Source organism: Marinifilum fragile (assembly GCF_963677365.1).
Lineage (GTDB): Bacteria > Bacteroidota > Bacteroidia > Bacteroidales > Marinifilaceae > Marinifilum > Marinifilum fragile.
In genome coordinates this window covers 997023-1019282 of record NZ_OY781962.1, presented here as the reverse complement: position 1 = coordinate 1019282, position 22260 = coordinate 997023, and the positions used below count along the sequence as shown (strand labels likewise).

The following is a 22260-nucleotide window of genomic DNA, read 5'->3' as shown; positions in this document are numbered from 1 at the left end:
GTTATTAATTGAATTATGCTTTAGCAGCTGCTTTTGCTATAGCGGCTTTCTTGATTTTCTGATCGCGAACGTTCTTCTGAACACAAACACGACGAGGAATAATTACAGATACTCCTTGGTATTCAAATTCTTTGCGAAGAAGATCTTTTAAATCATCACGTTTTTTAGGTACAGCAGTTAATACATGTAAATGTTCTGGCTCAACACCCAAACCTTCACAAATTGATTCCAATTTACCTTTAGCAGATGAATGCTGACCACCAGTCATCGAAATAGATTCGTTATCAGAAATAATTACTGTAATTGGAGTCTTTTCGTTAACTGCATCCAATAAACCAGTCATACCCGAGTGAGTAAATGTAGAGTCACCAATTACTGCAACCGATGGAATCAATCCTGCATCAGCAGCACCCTTAGCCATGGTTATAGAAGCACCCATATCTACACATGAGTTGATCGCATTAAATGGAGGCAATGCACCTAGAGTGTAACAACCTATATCTGCAAATACGCGACCTGCACCATACTCAGCTACAACTTCGTTCAATGCAGTATACACATCAATGTGTGAACATCCAACACACAATGCTGGTGGACGAGCAGATACCAAGTTAGGCACTTCAGCACCTTCTTCAACATCAAAACCTAAAGCTCTACCAACCATTTCAGGTGTCAACTCACCATCGCGAGAAAGAGTACCATCCAAACGACCGATAACAGCTTCTTTTTCCAAATATCCTTTCAACATTTCTTCAACTACAGGATATCCTTCTTCCAATACCATTACCTTATCACACTCGCTGGTGATTTTTTGAATCATTGTACGAGGAATTGGGTACTGGCTTACTTTTACAACTGGGTATGGGCAATCTCCGTTAGGATAATTCTCCATTAAATAGTTGTAACCTAAACCACAAGCGATGATACCCATTGATTTATCAGTACCTTCGGTATAGCTGTTATATGGTGATTCTTCAGAAGCAGTTTCGAATTTTGCCTGGTTGTTCAACAACAACTTGTAACGCTTACGCGCGATACCTGGAAGCAATACGAACTGTACTTTGTCTTCTGGTAACTTCATGTCGTTTTGAGCAACAACCTCAGCAGCGCGAGTAACTCCTGCACGAGAGTGAGCCAAACGAGTAGTAATTCTCATTAATACTGGAATTTCACAAGCTTCAGACAATTCAAATCCGAAACGAGCCATATCATATGCTTCTTGCTGGTTAGATGGTTCAAGGATTGGCATCATGGCAAACTTACCATACACACGTGAATCCTGCTCGTTCTGAGAAGAGTGCATTGATGGGTCATCAGCAACAACGATCAACATACCACCATTTGCTCCAGTAATTGCAGCATTCATAAAACAGTCAGCAGCAACATTCAAACCTACGTGCTTCATACACACCATAGAACGTTTACCAGCATATGACATTCCTAAAGCAGATTCCATAGCAGTCTTTTCATTGGCTGCCCAGTCTCTGTGAATATTTAATTGTTGTGCTTGCTTAGAGTGTTGAATGTACTCTGTAATTTCGGTTGAAGGTGTTCCTGGATAAGCATAAACTCCAGACATTCCGCCATCGATTGCACCTTGTGCAATGGCTTCAACACCTAATAGTAAAGACTTTTGCATGTTATATTTGTTTAACTATTTAGTTTTCTATGTGTTCAGACAACTTGCAATCTAAAATTGCAGGTATGCGAGAGATGTGATTTTACGATTTGAAGTAAAAAATACTTCAAATTCAAAAACTCAGTTACAAATTATTGTGTATAGGAAAACGGACCCTAAAATTTAAGGATCGCGGTAAGGGGTGGATTTTATAATCCACCGAAGATTTCAAAAAAACATACTAAGTATGCGAGAACGTAAAAGTAAAATTCAAAATAATCTTTCATTTCTACTTATAGATTGTAACTCAAATGAGCTTTCTACTTTTATTTGCTGCTAAAATACCATTATTTGGATTAAAGCCAATAAAAAAATATTCCCCAGAGATTTTTTAGATTCATTTCAAATAACGAAAACGGTTGCGTAGATATCACAAGACTAATCTATCTACCACATCATAAGGCAAAAAGTTATTTCTTAGCTGCAAAAATACCCGGTTTAAATCTACCGTAAGAATCAAATACAAATCGATTGGTCAAGATGATACTTACCATCAAATTTAAAGAACATCCAACAAATATGGCAATCATGATTAGAATCTGATATTTTATGGCTATCACTGGCGAACTACCTCCCAAAATTTGTCCTGTCATCATTCCTGGTAAGGAAATCAAGCCCAATACCGACATGGTTGCAATTAAAGGGTTCAGACCACTCTTAATGGCTGATTGGATATATGGTAACAAGGAGTGTTTTTGACTATTGGTATTCACCAAGAGAAAGAAATACAATTCTTGTTCTTTATGCAATCGTGAAAAGTAATTGCTAATTCCAACAATATTGTGATTTAATGCATTCCCTAAAATCATACCAGAAATGGGAATGAAATAACGGGCATCAAATACATAATCCAATTGAATGATGAAACCAAGAAAAAAGGTATCTACAATAAATATGCTGGTCAATCCAGATATAAAAAACGGAAGTACAAAATGCTTGTAAGATAAGCCCGTTCGTTTAATGGTAGTATAAGTGCCAACCAACACCATGGCGATTACCCAGGCAGAATTAATGAACGCATTATTCCATTCAAAAATATATTCAAGATAGAGTGCTACCAATGATAGTTGAATGATCATCCGAATCATTGCAATCAAAGTTTCTTTGATAATTTTAAGCTTGAAATACAAAAATCCCACAATAGGGATGATCATCAAAGAACCTCCAACAATTAGGTGTATTATTCCAATATCAGCTATTTCTTGCATACCAAGTTGATTTTATCAAATCATTACAATTCAAATACATTTGAGCAACTCTTCACCCATTGGCTATTGTGGGAAGTAGATACAACGGTCCTATCCTTAAGGCTATTCACCAGTTGAATCAATAGTTCTATTGATTCTTCATCAAGTGCAGAAGTTGGTTCATCTAATAATATAATTGGCTTTTGCAGGCTCAGACTTGCTGCCAATACAATTCTCTGTTTTTGTCCACCACTAATTTCAGTAAAGACTCTCTCCTGCTCTCCATTATTTATTTCAAGCTGCTGCAGATAATGCTTAAACATTTCTACCTGTTTTTCATTCAACTGTAATAATTCTATCAGTTCTTGTCCAGAATCAACAGGTAGATTAACATTTTGAGGAAGCCAGCTCATTTGTTTTCTGAGTTCTTCAACATTATCAGAAGCAAGTTTGTGACCATCTATAAATATATCACCAGAATCAGGTAAAATAATTCCAAGCATCAATTTCAACAGAGTCGATTTTCCTATTCCAGAAGGCCCACTCAAACAAAATGAATCGCCACATTTTACATCGAAATTAAGTCTCTCACAAATAATTTGATCTGAGAATTTTAAGCTTACATTATCAAATTTTATCATACTGTAATTTACACCATTTAAATTTCATAGTTTCGCTTAAAACTTACTCTGAAATTTTAAATTAAAATGCCCATATATAATTAGTTCTACATTTAGAGTGATACGAACAAGTAGCGCTTACTAATTAAAAATCGGTATTATCCTTAAAACGAAAATAAGCCTATTTTACCTTTTTACCCGTGCATTTATCACATTTATTTTGCTGATAGATTTCCTTATTCCTGATCTTTTGTAATGCTCTAGATGCTCATTACTTGTAGAGTAAGTTAAATTCCACAATAATAATATTGAGATATTTCTCAATTTAATCCAGTGTGAGATATATCACACCTTACATATACAACAGATATTCAATAACTAACAAGCACATAGATTAAAAACATGCTACAAAACACATCTCAAAACTGTACAGAAGTCTTGTATCCATTAAATCAAATCTTACTTTTGCACCTATTACATCTAGATATCTGGATGTTTATTTTTGTACAGATATAATTATTACAAGATATACAATGGCGAAATATTTAATTGTTGGTGGAGTTGCAGGAGGTGCAACAACGGCTGCTCGTCTTCGAAGGATGGATGAGTCAGCAGAGATAATCATGTTTGAAAGAGGTGAACACATTTCATATGCAAACTGTGGATTGCCTTACTATGTAGGTGATGTAATCACCGAAAGGGAAAATCTTTTGTTACAAACTCCTGAAAGTTTCAACAAAAGACTAAATGTTGATGTGAGAATACTTAATGAAGTAATTAAAATCAACAGAGAGCAGAAAGAAGTTGAAGTAAAAGATTTAAAAAGCAATACTGTATATACAGAAACATACGATAAACTGATTGTTTCACCAGGAGCAGAACCAATTAAGCCTCCTATTCCTGGCATCAACGATTCTGCAATTTTCACTGTAAGAAATGTAAAAGATACAGATAAAATAAAAGCTTACTACAATGAAAACAAGCCACAAAAAGCCGTTGTAGTAGGTGCAGGCTTCATTGGACTGGAAATGGCAGAAAACCTTCACCACCTGGGAATGATGGTTACTATAGTTGAAATGGCAGAACAGGTAATGACTCCATTGGACTATGAAATGGCAGCAGTAGTTCATCAGCATCTGAAAACTAAAAACGTAGAATTTTTTCTAAAGGATGGAGTAAGTGAATTTGATCGCAAAGGCGATTATCTTGAAATTCGTTTACAATCGGGAAGAAAAATTGAAGCCGATATGGTTATTCTATCAATTGGTGTTCGTCCTGAGACAAAATTAATTAAAGAAGCTGGAATTGATCTTGCTCCAAATGGTGGCATCCAAGTTAATAAATACCTACAAACCAGTGATGAGCATATCTATGCTTTGGGGGATGCAATCGCCTTTCCTCACCCTATTACTGGAAAATATACCAATGCTTATTTGGCCGGTCCCGCTAATAAGCAAGGACGTTTGCTTGCTAACAATTTGGTATTGGGTCACAAACACGAATACAAAGGTGCAATTGCTACAGCAATCGCTAAAGTATTTGATTTGACTGTTGGGTCTACCGGATTGGCAGAGAAAGTATTGAAAAAGGAAGGAATCAATTACATCTCAAATATCACTCATGGAGGATCACATGCTGGATATTATCCAGGAGCAACTCCTACCAGTATTAAACTGATGTTCCATCCAGAAAATGGGAAGCTATATGGAGCACAAGTTTTAGGCTACGAAGGGGTTGATAAGCGTACGGATATGATTGCTACAGTTCTTCAAAATAACGGCACCATTTACGATCTTCAAGAAATTGAACATGCTTATGCTCCTCCCTACTCGTCTGCAAAAGATCCTGTAAACCAAGCTGGATTTACTGCAGGAAATATCATCGAAGGATTGGTGAAAATCATGCATTGGGATGAGCTTTATCAACTTCATGCTCCAAACAACTTCATTTTGGATGTTAGAACTCCGGATGAATATGAATTGGGAAATATTGAGGGATCGGTAAATATCGAAGTCGATCAAATCAGAAATCGCCTGGATGAAATTCCGAGAGATAAAAAGATTGTTATTTATTGTGGTGTTGGTTTAAGAGGATATTTTGCCGCACGTATTTTAATGCAAAAAGGATTTTCGGAAGTATACAACCTAAGTGGTGGCTACAAAACTTACGAACATGCAACCTGTAAACAAAGTAATGAAGATATTTTTGAGTCGAGTTATATTGCAAGAGACAGTCATATCTACAGAGGGAAACCCAAATCTGAAAATAAAGGAACCAACACAGATACAAAGGTAATAGAAGTTGATGCTTGCGGTTTGCAATGTCCTGGTCCAATCATCAAATTGAAAAAAGAGATGGATCAATTGGAAAATGGGCAACGCTTGCAACAGAAGGTTACCGATCCTGGATTTGCAAAAGATGTAGAAGCATGGTGCAAGATGACTGGTAACCAATTAATTTCTGTGGATTCTGAGAAAGGAATTTATACCGCTTTGATTGAGAAACAAGCCAGTAAGGAAGCATGCCCTATGACTGCTGGCAACCTACCAAAAAACAAAACTATGGTGGTTTTCTCTGATGATATGGACCGTGCTTTGGCTTCACTGGTTATTGCCAATGGAGCGGCTGCTACCGGAAACAAAGTGACTCTCTTTTTTACTTTCTGGGGATTGAATATCATTAAGAAAGCTCAAAAACCAAAGGTTGAAAAGGACATGATGGGCAAAATGTTTGGCAAGATGATGGCAAATGGAGCTGATGATCTTAAGCTGTCAAAAATGAACATGATGGGACTTGGTTCCAAAATGATGAAGAAGAGAATGCTTGCCAAAAAGGTAGACTCGTTGGAAGATATGCTTCAAAGTGCCATGGAGAATGGTGTTGAAATGATAGCTTGCCAAATGTCAATGGACGTAATGGGCGTAGACAAAGAAGAATTGTTGGATGGTGTTCAGATTGGTGGTGTTGCAACTTACCTAGCGGAAGCAGAACAATCTAACTTGAATTTGTTTATTTAAGCTCAAGCTTGATATAATAAAAAACCTGACAGAAAGAAAAATCTGTCAGGTTTTTTATTACTCATTAGTCCATTCAATTATGTACAAAAAACACTATATTTTCTTGACTATAGGAAGACTATAGGAAGACCGAAGGAAGACTATAGGCACAATATGGACTTTAAAAGCAGGATTATTGTTCATTAAAAAATCTTTTCTTCCAATATAAAGAAATGGGCTATTACAATTGTTTATGACGTACAACTACTCATTAAAAATATATTAGATTGATTAAAAAATATTAACCTAAAGAATTATAGCTATTATCATGCTTTTAGATTATCTTAAACGCATGTAAATTAGCTACTTCAAATAAGAAGAAAAGCCTTATAAAAAGTGGACATTCGTCTGTCAATTTCGTAAATTAGATACTCTTAAAAGTGGAAATAAATTTGAAAAGCTGGGTTAATTGCATCAATCTTTGAACTCAACCATGCAATTGAATCTGGATTTCACAGGTTACGATATTCTTCTGTATTTCGTTTCTTGATATTTAATAAGCATAAATTCCGAACAGGAACAAAAGTACTACATTGGTAGTGGTTAGTGGTTAGCCGAAGCGGCAGAATTTTTCCGTAGTCCCTTTATCAGAAAAATTCTGCCGGTTCATTCTATTCTATCTCCTCACTTTTGGCCTTACTTCCATTATTCATGCGTAAATACACCAATCCCATAATACTTAAAAATCCTGTCACCTTAAGATATTGTTTTATCAAGGATACCGTATTATTATCGAAATTAACAAGTAAATCGGAATTGTTAATCAATAGAATTGCTCCTACTGAGATTAGCAAAACAATTAGAAGAATAATTATTAGTGTTTTTTTGTTTTTCATCTGTTTATAATTTTCTTTCACTTACCATCCTCATAACTATCAGGAGGAAGTCACATGATTCAATCGCTTCTCATTTTAAGAGTTTGAAGATACAATCTTTCCAAAAAAATAAGAGTATTTTTCTGAATAGATATAAGATCTGGACAATCAATCTAGAATTTCATATATTTAGTTATTTAGATTTAAACTAATAACCAAAATAAAAGATCATGATTGATAAGATTAGTACTCTGGGTGGCTACATTCACGAATATCAAAAAAGTGTAGAAAATCCCCAAGCTTTTTGGAGTAGGATTGCAGAAAGTTTCTTTTGGCGTAAGAAATGGGATAAAATTCTGGATTGGAATTTTACCGAACCAAAAGTCAATTGGTTTACAAACGGTAAGTTGAACATTACCGAAAATATATTCGAACGTCATTTGTTTACTCGTGGAGATCAACCTGCCATCATATGGGAACCCAATGAACCAAATGATGAAAATAGAGTACTTACCTATAATGAGCTTTTCCTTGAAGTAAAAAAGTTTGCCAATGTAATGCTTTGTCTTGGTATTGGTAAAGGCGACAGAGTTGCCATTTATATGCCAATGATTCCTGAGCTGGCAATTGCGATGCTGGCTTGTGCACGAATCGGGGCAATACATTCCATTGTATTTGCAGGCTTCTCGGCAAACTCACTCGCCGATAGAATTAATGATGCAGAAGCAAAATTGGTAATTACTTCGGATGGAGGTTATCGGGGTGAAAAAACAATTCCTATAAAAGACATCGTTGATAAAGCCTTGGATACCTGTTCATCAGTTGAAAAAGTAGTGGTGGTTCAAAGAACCAATACTGATGTTTCATTTAGTGAGCCAAGAGACATATGGTGGCACGAGGCCATGGCCAATGCCGATGAAGACAACAAGGCTGAAATTATGGACGCCGAAGATACTCTCTTTATTCTTTATACTTCAGGTTCAACAGATAAACCCAAAGGCATTGTACATACCTGTGGTGGGTACATGGTATACTCTGCCTATACTTTTAAAAATGTCTTTCAATATAGCGATGGTGATATTTACTTCTGTTCCGCTGATATTGGTTGGATTACTGGTCATTCCTACATTGTTTACGGACCGTTGCTAAATGGAGCTACAACATTAATGTTCGAAGGCATTCCTACCTATCCTGATGCAGGAAGATATTGGGACATCGTAAACAAATATAGAGTTGCACAATTTTACACTGCACCAACTGCCATTCGTTCTTTAATTTCAATGGGACAAGAGTATGTTGAAAACAAAGATTTGTCTAGCTTAAAAGTTTTGGGCACAGTTGGAGAGCCAATAAACGAAGAAGCCTGGCACTGGTACCACGATCATGTTGGAAAAAATCGTTGTCCTATTGTGGATACCTGGTGGCAAACCGAAACAGGAGGAATTTCCATTAGCCCAATTGCTGGAATTATTCCTACCAAACCAGGCTTTGCCACTCTACCACAACCAGGTATTCAACCCATTATAGTTGATGGTGATGGAAATGAATTATCTGGAAAAAGTGTAGAAGGAAATCTATGTATTAAATATCCTTGGCCGGGAATGCTAAGAACCATATGGGGTGATCATGAACGGTTCAAGCAAACTTACTTTAGTACATTCGAAAACCTATACTTTTCGGGAGATGGTGTTAAAAGAGATGAAGATGGATACTACAGAATTCTAGGTAGAGTTGACGATGTAATTAATGTTTCGGGACATAGAATGGGAACAGCTGAGGTCGAAAATGCAATCAATGAGCATCCATTGGTAAACGAATCCGCCGTTGTTGGATTCCCTCACCATATCAAAGGCCAAGGCATTTACGCATTTGTAGTTTGCGGTTCTCTTTCGACAGGAGGTGAAGAAGGTATTAAAACAAGCGTTCGAAAAGGGGTTACAAAAATCATTGGACCCATCGCCAAACCTGATAAAATTCAATTGGTTAAATCTCTTCCTAAAACACGATCTGGAAAAATTATGAGAAGGATTTTAAGGAAAATTGCACAAGGGGACTACAACAACTTTGGTGATATATCAACTCTTCTTGACACCTCCGTTGTGGAAGAAATCATAAAAGGAGCCTTGGAAAATGGTAAAGATTAAAAGACACAAAAGATTATTCATACCGAATGATCTTTTTTTGGTAATTCTTGCTTAAAGACTGGACAATCTTATCGCAATTTATTATTTTAAGTTTATAATTCAATTTGTACACACATGAAAATTGGGATTGCTCTTGGAGGTGGTGGAGCAAGAGGATTTGCTCATCTGGGTGTCTTAAAGGCACTGGAAGAAAAAGGCATTAAACCTGATATTATCTCAGGTGTTAGTGCTGGTGCACTAATTGGAGCCTTTATTGCCTCAGGTTTTTCTTATTCCAAAATATTAAAAGCATTAAAAAACAAGGGTGTAATGGCCTATTCAAAATGGCAGTATCCCCGACATGGCTTATTTAGTTTGGTTGGACTTGAAAAGGAAATCCAAAAGCACATCAAAACCAAAAAGATAGAGAATCTAAAAATTCCTCTTTTTATTGCAGTATCCAATTTAAATGATGGACGAGTTGAATACATTAAAGAAGGTGACTTATTAAAATATTTATTGGCCTCAGTGAGTATTCCTGTTTTATTTTCGCCAGTTCGTATGAATGACATCATGTATGTTGATGGAGGGCTTTTTGATAATCTTCCCATATCTCCTCTAATCAATAAGTGCGATATTATTATTGCCGTGAATGTAAGTCCGATTCAAAAGGTAGAAAAGTTCGATAATCTGGTTCAAATAGCTTCACGTACTTTTCAACTTGGTGTTCACTCCAATATTATCAGGCATAAAGATAAATGCTCGCTGCTTATCGAACCTACTGGCTTACGCGATTACGAAATATTGAATGGTAACAAAGCGCAAGAAATTTTTGAATTGGGATATGAATACACTAAAAATTTGGAAATCCCTCCTTTTGAGGACTTTAAATCCAATCAATAAAGCTATCTTTAAACAACCAATTAAGTAAGCCTATAAAATAAGTAATGAACCCCACTATGATTACAACAAAGGAAAAAGCAATTGAAAGCTTTAAATCTGGAATGAACTGTGCTCAATCCGTTCTACTTGCATTCTCAGATCAATACAAATTCGACGACAATTTGGCTTTTCAAATCTCCAGTGGTTTTGGAGGAGGAATGGGACGACTACAAAAAACCTGTGGTGCAGTTACCGGTGCTTTTATGGTTATCGGAATTCATAATTGTGAAAAGTATTCGAATCATAACTTGCAAACGGATAACAACAGATCGATGATACAAGAGTTTAATCGAAGATTTACACAACAACATGAATCTTTGGATTGCAGAGACATTATAAAATGTGACTTAAATACTGAAGAAGGTCAACAATATTGTAAAGATAACAATACCAAAGAATCCATTTGCTCAAAATGCATAAGCGATTCAATTGATATTGTACTGGCGCTTATCAACTAAAAGAAAAAAACAGACATAAAAAAAGCAGGCTTAAAGCCTGCTTTCTTCGTTTTATACTATTGTATCAATTTCCATCTTGAAAAGTTTTTCCATCACATCCTTCACTTCACGCAAATCAGGATTGATATCGAAAACATGGGAAGGTTTTAAATAAACCACTTCTTTTTCTCTCTTAAAGCGTTCTTCTCCTCCACCTGTAATATTAAGCATTACACAAGCATCCTTGTCTAATTTGCCTTCTTTGGCATATTTAATAAGAGTTGCTGTTGCAACGGCTGCTGCCGGATGAATATCATTACCTTCTGTTTCTTCAAAGATTCTAGCTGCTTCAGCTGCTTCTTCATTTGTTGCTTTTAGCACATCTCCACCAGCATCTTTCATTGCATCGTACAATCCTCCAACAATCGAGTATGGAGGCTTACGATTCGACAATACTTTGGCTGTAATTTCTTCAACTTGTTTTCTCGCCAAATTATCATCCAATGGCAACATTTCTCTTGAATCTTCTTTCCATGCGTCGTGCATTGGCAAGAAAGGAGTATTTTGAGAAACCATTAATTTCATTTTGTTAGAACCAAATCTTCCATCTTCAATAAAACGAAGGTTTGCTTCCCAGGCAGCAATTGCACCTGTTCCCGATCCAATTGCCTGAAAATAATAATCAGGAATCTTGCCTATTTCGGTAACTGCTGAATTAACTGTACATGCCATACCATCACGACGAGCAACGTTTTTAGCTCCACCTTCGGCAATAAACCCATCAAGTTGACACGCTAAATTCGAAAGGTGAATCGCATCGAAATAATCGCTTCCCGATTTGGTAACTATAAGTCTAACATTGTCCTTTATTGGTTCATCAAACCAAAGTGCATTAATATTGTCTTCCGGTACACACAATAGCAATGGAATATCATTATCTGAACATACTCTGGCAAATGCTCTTGCTGTATTTCCAGCCGATGCCACTACCAAAATATTATTATCATCATTTAAACGACCTCCAACCGAGTAAGCTTCAGTTTCTTTGAAAGAGCAAGTTCTGAAATTAGCTCCTTTTTCCGGCCAATATCCACTAAAAGTAATGTAAAGATTATTCAATCCAAGATACTTTGCCAAGCCTTCACTCTTGTAGGTTGCAGGTGCAGAAGATCCATCCAATGTTTTGTGAACTGGCAACCAATCGGAGAATTTATAAATTCCTAAAGAATGATCTTTTACTTCAATCTGTTTTTTATCGTAAATTGCTCTAATTAAACAAGGTTTGTCTTCACCGGGAGCATCAAGAGTCCATCCTTCGTCCTCAAATCTCTTGCCTGTTTCTAACGACTCCAAAATATAGTCGGTTGGTCGAAAATCTTTTGCCATTTTTACTTGTATTGATTTTGAAGATGTAAAAATAGTGATTTTACTGTATTGATAAAGTTTTTATCCTCTTTTTACTCTTGCTAAATCGTGTTTCCCTATTAAAACATATTGGTAACATTTTCTTCATTTTTCTTTTACATTTATTATTGCAATGGAATAATTACTAAAAATTATTTATTCGTTTTCATGTAAAGTTTTTTGCAAAATCATATCTTTAATAATCAAAATAAAGAACAATGAAAGTAAACTGGGGAATTTTAGGGGCTGGAAAGATCGCAGGTAAATTTGCAAATGATTTTAAAGTTGTACCCAATGGTAAAATCATTGCTGTAGCTTCTCGTTCAGAAGCAAAAGCAAATCATTTTGCAAGTCAATATAATATTAAACACTCTTACTCATCCTACGAAAAGATGATGGAGAATCCAGATATTCAAGTTGTTTATGTGGCCACTCCTCACAACTTTCATTTTGAACATGCAAGCTTATGTCTTAACAATGGCAAAGCTGTGCTGTGCGAAAAGCCGGTTTGTGTTAATTCTGAAGAATTTGAAGCATTAAGTCGCTTGGCAAAAGAAAAGAACTTATTCTTTATGGAAGGCATATGGACCTATTATTTACCTGCCATATTAAAAACCATGGAATGGATACATTCGGGTAAAATAGGAGATGTGCTACAGTTGCAGGTAAGTTTTGGTTTTATTGGTAATATGAACAAAGAAGGCAGGCTGGCAAATCCCAATTTAGCTGGTGGTGCATTACTTGATATAGGAATTTATGGTGTTGCCATTTCTGAGTTGATTTTTAATGACAAGATAGAAACCATTCAAAGTTTAGCACATATAGGCAATACTGGTGTTGACGAGTACAATAGCATTCAGTTGAAGTATATGAATGGTGGATTGGCACAAATTTCCAGTTCTTTTCGCTCTAATATGAAGAATGAAGCCGTTATTTACGGTACCAAAGGCCGCATTGAGATTCCGAAGTTTTGGATGGCAAAAAAAACCAAACTAATTGTTGATGATGAAGTATTGGAGTTTGAAGATGAAAGTAAAGAGATGGGGTACAACTACGAAGCCTATGCAGTTGGAGAACTAATTAAAAAAGGCAGATTGGAAAGTTCAGTTATTCCTATTTGGAAGAGCAAAAAAATATTATCAACTCTTGATAAAATTAGAGATCAGATCAAATTAAAATATCCTTTTGAAAATTGAATATGGACCAAAACGAAATCATATTAGGCAAAGGCATCTCTGGAGTCAATTTTGGAATGATGCAGGCTGAAATTGAACAAATATTGGGTAAAGCTGATGAAGTTGGAGAATATTCACTTTCTCCAAGTGAAAACAGTATTACCCTATTTTATAACAGCAAAGGATTAAGTTTTACTTTTGAATCTGTTGATCAGTTCAGATTGAGCTATATTTCAATATATCACACACAATATCACATCTTTAACTTCATAAAAATAGGATTATCAAAGCGTAACCTTTTGGACGAACTAGATCTTTTTCAGCTCAGTAAACCAGAATTTGAAAAGGCTGATTCCGAAGAATTTCCTACTCATGAATTAATCTACTTCCCAAATGAAAATCTGCACCTTTGGTTGGATGATGGAAAAATTTCGGAAATTCAATTTGGACCGTTCTGGGAAGATATGAAGACCATTGTTTGGGAAGATTAAGAAATTATCCCAACAATTTATTCTATAAAGAAGTTCTTTCTAGTCTCAATTTTTATAACTTGCAGCCGATTTCACACAAATCACACAACTAAATTTACTTCCTAATCAAAGTGCTCAAATTTTCTTTCGAGCAAAAGATGGTTTTGTTAATAATCTTAAACCAGGTGAATTGAAATAATTCTCCTGCGCAAAACCATAAACATGAATAAACTATCGTATGAGCATGGTAGCTCAGAAATGCCACTTTTAGGCGAAACCATTACTGAAAGATTAAGAAGAACCGTGGAGCAATTCCCAGACAGAGAAGCTTTAGTTGTTCCTTATCAAAATTATCGTGCCACCTATCAAGAGTTCTGGAACCAAATTGAAGAAATCGCAAAAGGCCTGTTAGCTTTTGGTGTAAAAAAAGGGGATCGCATTGGGATTTGGTCTCCAAACCGCCACGAGTGGGTAATCGTGCAATTTGCAACTGCCCGAATTGGCGCCATATTGGTCAATGTAAATCCAGCCTACAAAGCATCAGAATTGAAATTTGCCTTGCGTCAATCGGAGATTAGTCTGCTAATCATGTCCAAAAACTTTAGAAAGACAAATTACTTTGAAATCATTCAGGAAGTTCGTAAATCCTGTATCCACCTAAAGCAAATTGTAATTCTTGATAGAGATTGGCAAGCTTTAATTGAAGCTGGAAAAAGAATCTCTACCCAAGAAGTTGAAGACATTGAAGCTACTTTACAATTTGATGATCCGATTAACATTCAATACACATCTGGTACAACAGGATTTCCCAAAGGAGCCACATTAACCCATCACAATATTCTGAATAATGGTTACTTTATCGGTGAAAGATTGCATTACACAGAAAAAGATAGAGTTTGTATTCCTGTTCCTTTCTACCACTGTTTTGGAATGGTACTAGGAAACCTTGCCTGCATTACGCATGGTTCGGCAATGATTATTCCGGGCGAAGCTTTTGAGGCAGAAACGGTTCTAAAAACAGTTCAGGATGAAAAATGCACCTCTTTGTATGGTGTTCCGCTAATGTTTATTGCCGAATTGGAACATCCCAACTTCGAAAAATACGACATGAGTAGTTTGAGAACGGGTATCATGGCCGGAGCTTCGTGTCCTGAAAAAGCGATGCGCGAGGTACAAGAAAAAATGAATATGAAAGACGTTGCCATTTGCTACGGAATGACGGAAACCTCTCCTGTTTCTACTCAAACTTTCGTGGATGACCAATTGGATAAAAGAGTAAGCACAGTAGGTCGCGTTCACCCTCATCAGGAAATCAAAATCATTGATCCTACAAGCGGTAAAATAGTACCCAGAGGAGAAAGTGGTGAATTTTGCACCAGAGGCTATTCAGTAATGTTAAAATACTGGAACAACGCAGAAGCAACCAAAGCAGTTATCGACGATGCAGGTTGGATGCATACTGGTGATGTAGCAAGTATGGATGAAGAAGGCTATGTTACCATTACAGGTAGAATTAAAGACATGATTATCAGAGGTGGTGAGAACATCTCTCCTTTCGAAATTGAAGAATATTTGCATACACACGAGGCTATTAGTGAAGTATATGTAATTGGCGTTCCTGATTACAAATATGGCGAAGTGGTAATGGCCTGGATTAAATTCAAGGAAGGAAAATCTGTCAGTGAAGATGAACTTCGCGAGTACTGTAAAGGACAAATTGCAACCTACAAAATTCCGAAGTACTTTAAATTCACAAAAGAATTTCCAACAACGGTTACAGGAAAAATTCGAAAAGTAGAAATGCGAGAGATATCCAGTCGTGAACTAGAATTGGTTGGACGATAAAAAAAATCCCGGCTCAGTTTAGAGCCGGGATTTTATTTTAAAACTTTAGTTGATCTGCAATTGTTAAGGCTTGAGATTTTGTCATTTTTGGCATACTCACAATGGATATAAGCATATCTTCTGAAGGATACTCAATAATCAATGCAGAAGCATTCAAATTGCTTCCATCATCATCAATGGCATCCCCAAAATGCATTTTTCTCCCTTGATGTGTAAAATGACTGTAAGTTGCCAATTCCTCTTTCGCTTTATCCGAATCAATATCCTTATCAGAACTTGCAACAATGGTAAAGTTTTCCGTCATTGTTTTTGTAAAAGACGCAATATATTGTCCGTCTACATTAAAAACTGCTGATTTTTTAAAGTTGCTGTACTTTACTTTCCCAACAGCATCCTGAAATTCATTGTATGGATATTCAACTGGAAATATTTCTTCATCATCTGAATCATACTCCATCTCCTCTCCTGCAAACATGTCTAACGATTGGCCCAATCTCATTTCAGGTTCATTCCAACTTATATCTTCAGGCACCTCAAAAGTTGATGATGGAATTTTTATATTCTCATCAAACTTAAGCGCAATCTCATGGTTCTCAATGCCCATCATTTTTGCCTCAGATTTTAAAACAACTCCTTTATAAATCCAAACTGTTGCACCTAAAACCTTAATTTTTTCACAGCTTCTGTTAAAAAATTCTGAAGTACCTAGTCTTTGGCCTCCAAAGGCTTCCAACAATTCATCCGCAATCTCTTTTTTCTGAGCATCCGACATGTTTTCCAAAGCTGAATAATATTCGGGTAAAATACCGGTTTCCAATTTTGTTCCTGTATGATTCAATTGATTAACATCATAAATCACACCATCCTTGACAATCTTTAATGTGTGCTTTTTTTCAGATGATTCAATTCCAAAAACTTTAACTTTTGTTTCGGACTTTACCTCTTCTTTGTAAAGTTTTCCATAATCATCAAACCATATCAAACGCTGCCCTTTAGTTGCACCGTCCAATTTCATTCCCACATAGCCTGATCTTACCATAAATTTATTGCTCGAATATTGAGCAAAAGCGTTATTGCCAATACAAATAATTACAGCAAATAAGATTAATTGAATTTTCCTCATTTTTAAAATAATTGGTTTAAAGTGATATCTAAGGTTTTTTACTATAAAAACTAAATTTAACAGAAAGACTAAATTAAGGATATTGAAATTCTATACAAAATATTTTCCTCAAAACAAATCACCATTATTCAATACTTTATGCAACCATTAATAAAAAGGATTAAACTTGTTGCAATCAGGAGTTACTTTCACCATCCTCAAACCAAACTTAAGTATTTATCTATCCATCTTTGTTACAACAAAAATTCACTCCTCATAAATGGAAACCAATTTTTTGTGAATACAATAAATCAATCGAAGAAAAATGTTTTTGAGGAAAAAGTTGAATAAAACGGTAAAGTTCTTACCAACTACACTCTAAAGCACGCTGACATTATAAATGGTGGTGAAATCACTTTCTACATGAGTGATACTCCAAAAAAATGAGTATCAAGTATTTTATTTAAAACTTCAGGATCAAATCATGGGGTTTATTTTTGCATAAAAATCTATTAATCTAGTTGTTACAACCACTATTATACAACACAACAGCAAGCTATATTAAGGCTCACACCACTTACACAATACTGTTGATCATGAACTTACATTTTTCAAAACAAAATATTGCATAGAAGATATGTTTTTAAACTATAAATCGCTTTAAATAGCTGTTTTGCATTTTCTTAGTTTTGCCGCTCAATCTAGGATAAAATTAACTAAGCGATGAACAACGTAAATTTAGGAAATCCGGCAGTTGTCGGATTAGGAGGTTTTGGGTTAAGTACCCTTTTATTACAATTTCATAACCTAGGACTATGCGGATTAGGTCCAGTATTGGCAGTAGGTTTTGCTTTTGGAGGAATTGCACAATTGTGCGCAGGTTTATTAGAACACAAAAATGGTAACAACTTCGGTTTTGCAGCATTTTCTGCTTACGGAGCTTTCTGGATCAGTATCGGAATTATATGGGTATTGAACCACTTTGGTATCTATAAATCTTCAGGAACTGATGTTGGCTTCTTCCTTCTTGCTTACACTTTCTTCACAATGCTTCTATGGATTGCTTCACTATTCATTCATGGAGCCATGGCAACTACCTTTAGTATTTTATTACTTGGGTTTATCCTTTTGGATTTAGGCCACTTTGGATTCCCTGCTATGAATACAGCTGCAGCTTACGTATTAATTGTATGTGCACTTGCAGCTTGGTACATGATGGCAGCCATTATTATTAATGGTGTTGCAGGAAGAACCATTTTAGGTGTTGGCGAAGCGTGGCTTAAAGCTGGAGAAAAAGAATTAAGCCCTGCAACAAAATAATACCATTTAAATTTCAGAGTGAGCTTAAGCGAAACTGTGAAATATTAAACTGAAATGCCGATATATAATTAGTTAGGCATTTGGAGTAGTGCGAACAAATGGCTCATACTAATTAATAATCGGTATAAGCAGCGTTTATTCTTCTATTATAAAATAGAAAAAGGGAAATTAGATTGTATCCGATTTCCCTTTTTTATTGATTCCTTTTGAGTTATAAAGGCATTTATGATCCAAGTCAATGCCTTGGATTTACCATTTGAAGTTGCTGTAAAGACAGCATTAATGCTGTCTTTATCAAGTACCATATATGTTTAAAATATACTTCGTACTATCTCACCCTTCGCCTATTGGCACTTCCCCTAAAAGGGGAAGATCATCAAACAAAGCACCATACTATTTTTTAACTTGAGACTTCCCTACGGCAACAACTCTTTATGCAATGTCACTTCAAACTCTTTTACGTGATGTGGTTTACCATCATTAAAGAATTCTACAATATATGGCTTATTGCAATGCGCATCAAAAGTTACCTGATCGTACCATTTTTCGATGAAAGTGATTCTGTTTGGCTCATCAATACATTGATTTAATTCGTAACGAAGGCATCCACCCTCTTGCACTGTCATTGGAATTAATTTATGTAGATTCTGGATCAACTGATCAACTTCACCTTCTTTGGCTATAAATTTGGCGATACACACCAATTGTGTCTCGTTTTTTCTGATTTCCATTTGTCTAATTTGATTTTTTATGATTTCAAATCAAACTTAAGGAAAAAACCACAATCTCAAAGCTTCAAAGCCAAGAAAACACCTCACTAGAATTTTCCAGTAAGGTGTTTTCATTTTAAAAATCCACTTATTTAGCAACTTCCTTCATTTCAATTGTTGCCACTATTACCATTATCTAATTCTTACACTCATTAATTCCCTCTATTACCATGCTGATATCTATAAGAATTTCTGCTACCATTTCCTTTTTCAATATCAGAAGTAATAATCGCATCAAAATCTTCCTGAGTCAATACACTTGGCACATATACAATACCATATGATTTCAAAACTTTTACAAAAGCACGCAAGTGATTTCTCGATCCTCTTTGCAGATTATCATATACCAACAAGATCTCTTCATTTTCGGTTTCACCCATCAAGTCTTCCAAATCCTTAATATCAACCTCCTCAATATAGGCACCCACCTGAAGTGCTTCCTCCACCGAAACTTTTCCCTTTTCAGTTAATTCTGTATACAAGCTTTGTAATGTTTCATTGGTATAAGTTCCTGCAACACCTGTAGCTGGGTCTTCCAGTCCAAACAGATTCAATAAATCAAGCATGGCTTGAGCATGAGTCGCTTCTGAACTTGTTATATTGCTAAAGATTTTCAAAGCATACAGGTCTCCGAACAAGCTATACACGTCATGAGCAAGCAACTCTTCCTCTCTCATCAACAACAAGCCCTCTTCTTCACCACTCAGCGGGCTTGTTGTTTCGCTAGCCAAAACTGTTTTCAGATTCGATGTCAACACATTGGTATAACCTTCTGTTGTTACTTCAACCAAAGGCAAATCGTTCAACATCTCATTCTCCACATTATCATTCTCATTATCGCAGGCAAACCATCCAAGTACCGCAATAATTGCTACAGCAAATTTTGTCATTTTGTTCTTCATTTGATCTTAAATTTTAAAGTTAATGTCATACCGAATCAACCACAGCACCTCCACGATTAATTCCACATATCAGAGTTTATTTCCTCTTACAAGTTTCGTCGGTTATTGGATCGGCAAGCACCTTTTCCCATACGACCTTTGCCCCTTCTACAAGAGTTGGTATTAACATTGCAATTGTCATTACCACCTCTTCGTCCACTTCTGTTATATGCACATCCTCCTCTTGGAGTACTTTGTGCATACTGAGCTCTCTGTTCTGGTGTCAGAATTTCATTCACAGCCTTCTTGTGTCTGTTCACTTCAGCCTGCATTTCATTTCTCACTTGCGCTTTTTCTTCGGCTGTGGTACATGCTCTTCTTTTGGCACGCAAGTCATCCATCACCTTAAAATGCTTGGCTTTCAATTCACTTAACTGATCATTCTGCTGCTCACTCAAATTACTGATCTGAGTACAATCTGCATTTCGTCTGCTTTGAGCTTCGGTACCAAATGACAGTGTTAGCAAAAGAATAATGATTAAGCTACTTCCTAGTTTTTTGATTAAAGATGTTCGTTTCATATCTGTTTGTTTTTAATTTTTTGGGCATAGAATGCCCTGAAAGCGACAGTTCATCACTCTCTAAATTGGTTTATTATCTATATTATTTATTGATTTTTAATGCCAGGGACCATGACCTTTGCCTTCTCCCCTTCCTTTTCTTTTTCCTCTTGGTGTTTTTACCTCTTCACTCTTTTGTATTAAGCTACTAAACAAATCGTAGAGTTTGGTTTGTTGCTCCTTATTCAACTCCCCTTTCATATCCAAATAAAATTGAACCGTAGCCAACTTCAATTCTTCATGCTTTTCTCCAATTTCATTTGCGATCTCTTTCATTCGTACTGAATCACAAGTTTCCTCACCTAAATTCTCCAACATTTCCTGACGTAGGGCATTCAAGCTAAGCATGATTTGATTCGCATTTCGATTGTAATCTCTGTTTAAAGATTTGAAATAATTTTTCTGCTCCTCATTCAAACCCAATTGATCTTTCAGGAATCGAATGCGATATTCCACAGGCATCTCAGGCTTTACAACTTCCTTTTTTTCTTGGTAAGTGTGATACCAAAACGAACCGATGGTTGACAAGTTGGTTGCCAAAAGGATTAAAGCAAGCCACATCCATATTTTTCTCGATCTATTCATCTGGCATATCATTTAAGAAGAACATTTCAATACTTTCACCCTGCATTTCGTTAAAATAGGGATCAATTAAATCGGAGTGCTGAATTGGCGAAGGTTCACCAGCAAAATTTGCTCCCATAAAAATACCTCCTCCTATTGCAACCATAAACATGAACCCAATAAATACTGGTCGAAGAACTTGAGATAGCTTTGATTCATACTGTCCTCTCTCCTGCTCTTTTAATCTGTTCATGGTTTTTGACAGTAAATAAGGATTCACCTCCATTGCTTTCTCTTTCTCAATGGCACCAAAGGTTTCCTTGAGCAAACTCACACTATTACTGCATTCCTTACAGTGATTAAGGTGATGATGAAAGCTTCTCATTTCATCTGCAGAGAGTTCCCCCTCCACATAAAAAATCAATTTGCTTTTTAAATCCTTACAGTTCATTGTTCTTGTTTTAGTATTTGACACTCACTTGAGAAAAAACTTGCGCTACTCATTAAAATTTTTGTAATAATCCAATAATTTTTTCTGTAGATTCACCTTTGCCCTATACAGCAATGATTCTACCGAGGATTTCGAAACCTGCATCACCTCCGCAATTTCCTTATAACTTAAATCTTCATACTTACTAAGTGTAAAAGCTACTTTCTGATTATCAGGAAGTGTATTCATTGCCGATTGAATGGCTTCGCTATGGTCCATTTCTTCCAATCTCTTTTGAGGATTAGGCAAACTACTTTCTCCAATACCAACCTCACGTTTCGTAAGAAAAAAATCCTCCAATCTGGTAAAGAAACTCTTTCTTCCCTTACTGCGAACAGCATTTAGCGAACGAGTAATAGTAATTCTGTAGATCCAGGTCTTTAAACTCGACTCAAGCCTGAAATCATGGATGGAATTGTACACCTGAATAAAAACCTCCTGTGCCACATCTTCGGCATCTGCCATATTGTGGAGCATACCCATTGCGGTATTCACTACCATCGATTGGTAGCTTTCCACCAAATGGCGAAAGGCTGCTTGATTTCCAAGTTTGAGTTCTTCGATTAACTCCTGTTCCTTCATTGAGATTTCTATACTATGATTGTGAATTTAATAGCTTAGACACCCATTCACAAAAAAACTTGCGCTTGATGCAAAATATTTTATTTTTTCTTCATATTACATCTAAACGCCTTACTAAAATACTGAAATTGAAAAGCTTCTCTAATTTCCCATCTCTAAAATTAAATTATTCCGAAATA

At 35.9% G+C, this 22260-nt stretch carries 20 protein-coding genes; 8 read left to right on the top strand and 12 right to left on the bottom strand.

Going from position 1 to position 22260, the window contains the following annotated elements; genetic code table 11:
* Positions 1-13 precede the first annotated feature (13 nt).
* The 3 genes from ACKPCA_RS03820 to ACKPCA_RS03810 form a co-directional block, all read right to left on the bottom strand.
* Positions 14-1639, bottom strand: a complete 1626-nt coding sequence (locus ACKPCA_RS03820; RefSeq protein WP_321281509.1) for an indolepyruvate ferredoxin oxidoreductase subunit alpha — start codon at positions 1637-1639, stop codon at positions 14-16.
* 449 nt (positions 1640-2088) lie between these two features.
* Positions 2089-2886 carry an ABC transporter permease gene (locus ACKPCA_RS03815; protein WP_321281507.1) on the bottom strand — a complete coding sequence of 266 codons (798 nt, stop codon included), beginning with the start codon at positions 2884-2886 and terminating at the stop codon, positions 2089-2091.
* Between the two features lie 23 nt (positions 2887-2909).
* The gene (locus ACKPCA_RS03810; RefSeq protein ID WP_321281505.1) at positions 2910-3506 is read right to left on the bottom strand and encodes an ABC transporter ATP-binding protein; all 597 of its coding nucleotides are present in this window, start codon (positions 3504-3506) and stop codon (positions 2910-2912) included.
* A gap of 512 nt (positions 3507-4018) precedes the next feature.
* Here ACKPCA_RS03810 and ACKPCA_RS03805 point away from each other — a divergent pair.
* The gene (locus ACKPCA_RS03805; protein WP_321281504.1) at positions 4019-6502 is read left to right on the top strand and encodes a CoA-disulfide reductase; all 2484 of its coding nucleotides are present in this window, start codon (positions 4019-4021) and stop codon (positions 6500-6502) included.
* A gap of 650 nt (positions 6503-7152) precedes the next feature.
* Here ACKPCA_RS03805 and ACKPCA_RS03800 read toward each other — a convergent pair.
* Positions 7153-7377, bottom strand: a complete 225-nt coding sequence (locus ACKPCA_RS03800; protein WP_321281502.1) for a hypothetical protein — start codon at positions 7375-7377, stop codon at positions 7153-7155.
* 209 nt (positions 7378-7586) lie between these two features.
* On the opposite strand from ACKPCA_RS03800, the gene acs reads away from it, so the two are divergent.
* The 3 genes from acs (at position 7587) to ACKPCA_RS03785 (ending at position 10879) form a co-directional block, all read left to right on the top strand.
* A complete protein-coding gene (gene acs, locus ACKPCA_RS03795) occupies positions 7587-9500 on the top strand; it encodes an acetate--CoA ligase (RefSeq protein WP_321281500.1) in 1914 nt (637 codons plus the stop codon).
* 114 nt (positions 9501-9614) lie between these two features.
* Complete coding sequence (locus tag ACKPCA_RS03790) at positions 9615-10382, top strand: patatin-like phospholipase family protein (RefSeq protein ID WP_054720145.1); 768 nt, start codon at positions 9615-9617, stop codon at positions 10380-10382.
* Positions 10383-10438: 56 nt separating this feature from the next.
* A complete protein-coding gene (locus tag ACKPCA_RS03785; RefSeq protein WP_321281499.1) occupies positions 10439-10879 on the top strand; it encodes a C-GCAxxG-C-C family protein in 441 nt (146 codons plus the stop codon).
* Between the two features lie 51 nt (positions 10880-10930).
* Here ACKPCA_RS03785 and ACKPCA_RS03780 read toward each other — a convergent pair whose 3' ends face one another.
* Positions 10931-12244 carry a cysteate synthase gene (locus tag ACKPCA_RS03780; RefSeq protein WP_321281498.1) on the bottom strand — a complete coding sequence of 438 codons (1314 nt, stop codon included), beginning with the start codon at positions 12242-12244 and terminating at the stop codon, positions 10931-10933.
* A 236-nt stretch (positions 12245-12480) separates the two neighbouring features.
* Between ACKPCA_RS03780 and ACKPCA_RS03775 the strand changes: the two genes are divergently transcribed.
* The 3 genes from ACKPCA_RS03775 to ACKPCA_RS03765 all read left to right on the top strand — a co-directional run bounded on the left by ACKPCA_RS03775 (position 12481) and on the right by ACKPCA_RS03765 (position 15752).
* The gene (locus ACKPCA_RS03775) at positions 12481-13458 is read left to right on the top strand and encodes a Gfo/Idh/MocA family protein (RefSeq protein WP_321281496.1); all 978 of its coding nucleotides are present in this window, start codon (positions 12481-12483) and stop codon (positions 13456-13458) included.
* 2 nt (positions 13459-13460) lie between these two features.
* Positions 13461-13928: a hypothetical protein gene (locus ACKPCA_RS03770; RefSeq protein WP_054720135.1), complete on the top strand. Its 468-nt coding sequence runs from the start codon at positions 13461-13463 to the stop codon at positions 13926-13928.
* A 201-nt stretch (positions 13929-14129) separates the two neighbouring features.
* The gene (locus ACKPCA_RS03765; protein ID WP_321281493.1) at positions 14130-15752 is read left to right on the top strand and encodes an AMP-binding protein; all 1623 of its coding nucleotides are present in this window, start codon (positions 14130-14132) and stop codon (positions 15750-15752) included.
* Between the two features lie 37 nt (positions 15753-15789).
* Here the strand turns inward: ACKPCA_RS03765 and ACKPCA_RS03760 are convergent, their stop codons facing one another.
* Positions 15790-16875, bottom strand: coding sequence for a hypothetical protein (locus ACKPCA_RS03760; RefSeq protein WP_321281492.1), 1086 nt, complete (start codon positions 16873-16875; stop codon positions 15790-15792).
* A 702-nt stretch (positions 16876-17577) separates the two neighbouring features.
* Here ACKPCA_RS03760 and ACKPCA_RS03755 point away from each other — a divergent pair.
* On the top strand, positions 17578-18174 hold the full coding sequence (locus ACKPCA_RS03755; protein WP_321281490.1) for an acetate uptake transporter: 597 nt from the start codon (positions 17578-17580) through the stop codon (positions 18172-18174).
* A 416-nt stretch (positions 18175-18590) separates the two neighbouring features.
* On the opposite strand, the gene ACKPCA_RS03750 is transcribed toward ACKPCA_RS03755, so the two are convergent.
* The 6 genes from ACKPCA_RS03750 to ACKPCA_RS03725 form a co-directional block, all read right to left on the bottom strand.
* Complete coding sequence (locus ACKPCA_RS03750; RefSeq protein ID WP_321281488.1) at positions 18591-18905, bottom strand: putative quinol monooxygenase; 315 nt, start codon at positions 18903-18905, stop codon at positions 18591-18593.
* 191 nt (positions 18906-19096) lie between these two features.
* Complete coding sequence (locus ACKPCA_RS03745) at positions 19097-19846, bottom strand: DUF2202 domain-containing protein (protein ID WP_321281486.1); 750 nt, start codon at positions 19844-19846, stop codon at positions 19097-19099.
* 86 nt (positions 19847-19932) lie between these two features.
* Positions 19933-20406 carry a Spy/CpxP family protein refolding chaperone gene (locus ACKPCA_RS03740; protein WP_321281485.1) on the bottom strand — a complete coding sequence of 158 codons (474 nt, stop codon included), beginning with the start codon at positions 20404-20406 and terminating at the stop codon, positions 19933-19935.
* A 96-nt stretch (positions 20407-20502) separates the two neighbouring features.
* Positions 20503-21030: a Spy/CpxP family protein refolding chaperone gene (locus ACKPCA_RS03735; protein WP_054720114.1), complete on the bottom strand. Its 528-nt coding sequence runs from the start codon at positions 21028-21030 to the stop codon at positions 20503-20505.
* Positions 21023-21460, bottom strand: coding sequence for an anti-sigma factor family protein (locus ACKPCA_RS03730; protein ID WP_321281483.1), 438 nt, complete (start codon positions 21458-21460; stop codon positions 21023-21025). Before ACKPCA_RS03730 ends, ACKPCA_RS03735 begins: the two co-directional genes overlap by 8 nt.
* A gap of 45 nt (positions 21461-21505) precedes the next feature.
* Positions 21506-22081, bottom strand: a complete 576-nt coding sequence (locus ACKPCA_RS03725; RefSeq protein WP_321281482.1) for an RNA polymerase sigma factor — start codon at positions 22079-22081, stop codon at positions 21506-21508.
* Positions 22082-22260 lie beyond the last annotated feature (179 nt).

Bases quoted from the DNA above. Each gene is read 5' to 3' on its own strand.
- ACKPCA_RS03820 (WP_321281509.1), bottom strand. From the start codon at position 1,639: ATGCAAAAGTCTTTACTATTAGGTGTTGAAGCCATTGCACAAGGTGCA.
- ACKPCA_RS03815 (WP_321281507.1), bottom strand. From the start codon at position 2,886: ATGCAAGAAATAGCTGATATTGGAATAATACACCTAATTGTTGGAGGT.
- ACKPCA_RS03810 (WP_321281505.1), bottom strand. From the start codon at position 3,506: ATGATAAAATTTGATAATGTAAGCTTAAAATTCTCAGATCAAATTATT.
- ACKPCA_RS03805 (WP_321281504.1), top strand. From the start codon at position 4,019: ATGGCGAAATATTTAATTGTTGGTGGAGTTGCAGGAGGTGCAACAACG.
- ACKPCA_RS03800 (WP_321281502.1), bottom strand. From the start codon at position 7,377: ATGAAAAACAAAAAAACACTAATAATTATTCTTCTAATTGTTTTGCTA.
- acs (WP_321281500.1), top strand. From the start codon at position 7,587: ATGATTGATAAGATTAGTACTCTGGGTGGCTACATTCACGAATATCAA.
- ACKPCA_RS03790 (WP_054720145.1), top strand. From the start codon at position 9,615: ATGAAAATTGGGATTGCTCTTGGAGGTGGTGGAGCAAGAGGATTTGCT.
- ACKPCA_RS03785 (WP_321281499.1), top strand. From the start codon at position 10,439: ATGATTACAACAAAGGAAAAAGCAATTGAAAGCTTTAAATCTGGAATG.
- ACKPCA_RS03780 (WP_321281498.1), bottom strand. From the start codon at position 12,244: ATGGCAAAAGATTTTCGACCAACCGACTATATTTTGGAGTCGTTAGAA.
- ACKPCA_RS03775 (WP_321281496.1), top strand. From the start codon at position 12,481: ATGAAAGTAAACTGGGGAATTTTAGGGGCTGGAAAGATCGCAGGTAAA.
- ACKPCA_RS03770 (WP_054720135.1), top strand. From the start codon at position 13,461: ATGGACCAAAACGAAATCATATTAGGCAAAGGCATCTCTGGAGTCAAT.
- ACKPCA_RS03765 (WP_321281493.1), top strand. From the start codon at position 14,130: ATGAATAAACTATCGTATGAGCATGGTAGCTCAGAAATGCCACTTTTA.
- ACKPCA_RS03760 (WP_321281492.1), bottom strand. From the start codon at position 16,875: ATGAGGAAAATTCAATTAATCTTATTTGCTGTAATTATTTGTATTGGC.
- ACKPCA_RS03755 (WP_321281490.1), top strand. From the start codon at position 17,578: ATGAACAACGTAAATTTAGGAAATCCGGCAGTTGTCGGATTAGGAGGT.
- ACKPCA_RS03750 (WP_321281488.1), bottom strand. From the start codon at position 18,905: ATGGAAATCAGAAAAAACGAGACACAATTGGTGTGTATCGCCAAATTT.
- ACKPCA_RS03745 (WP_321281486.1), bottom strand. From the start codon at position 19,846: ATGAAGAACAAAATGACAAAATTTGCTGTAGCAATTATTGCGGTACTT.
- ACKPCA_RS03740 (WP_321281485.1), bottom strand. From the start codon at position 20,406: ATGAAACGAACATCTTTAATCAAAAAACTAGGAAGTAGCTTAATCATT.
- ACKPCA_RS03735 (WP_054720114.1), bottom strand. From the start codon at position 21,030: ATGAATAGATCGAGAAAAATATGGATGTGGCTTGCTTTAATCCTTTTG.
- ACKPCA_RS03730 (WP_321281483.1), bottom strand. From the start codon at position 21,460: ATGAACTGTAAGGATTTAAAAAGCAAATTGATTTTTTATGTGGAGGGG.
- ACKPCA_RS03725 (WP_321281482.1), bottom strand. From the start codon at position 22,081: ATGAAGGAACAGGAGTTAATCGAAGAACTCAAACTTGGAAATCAAGCA.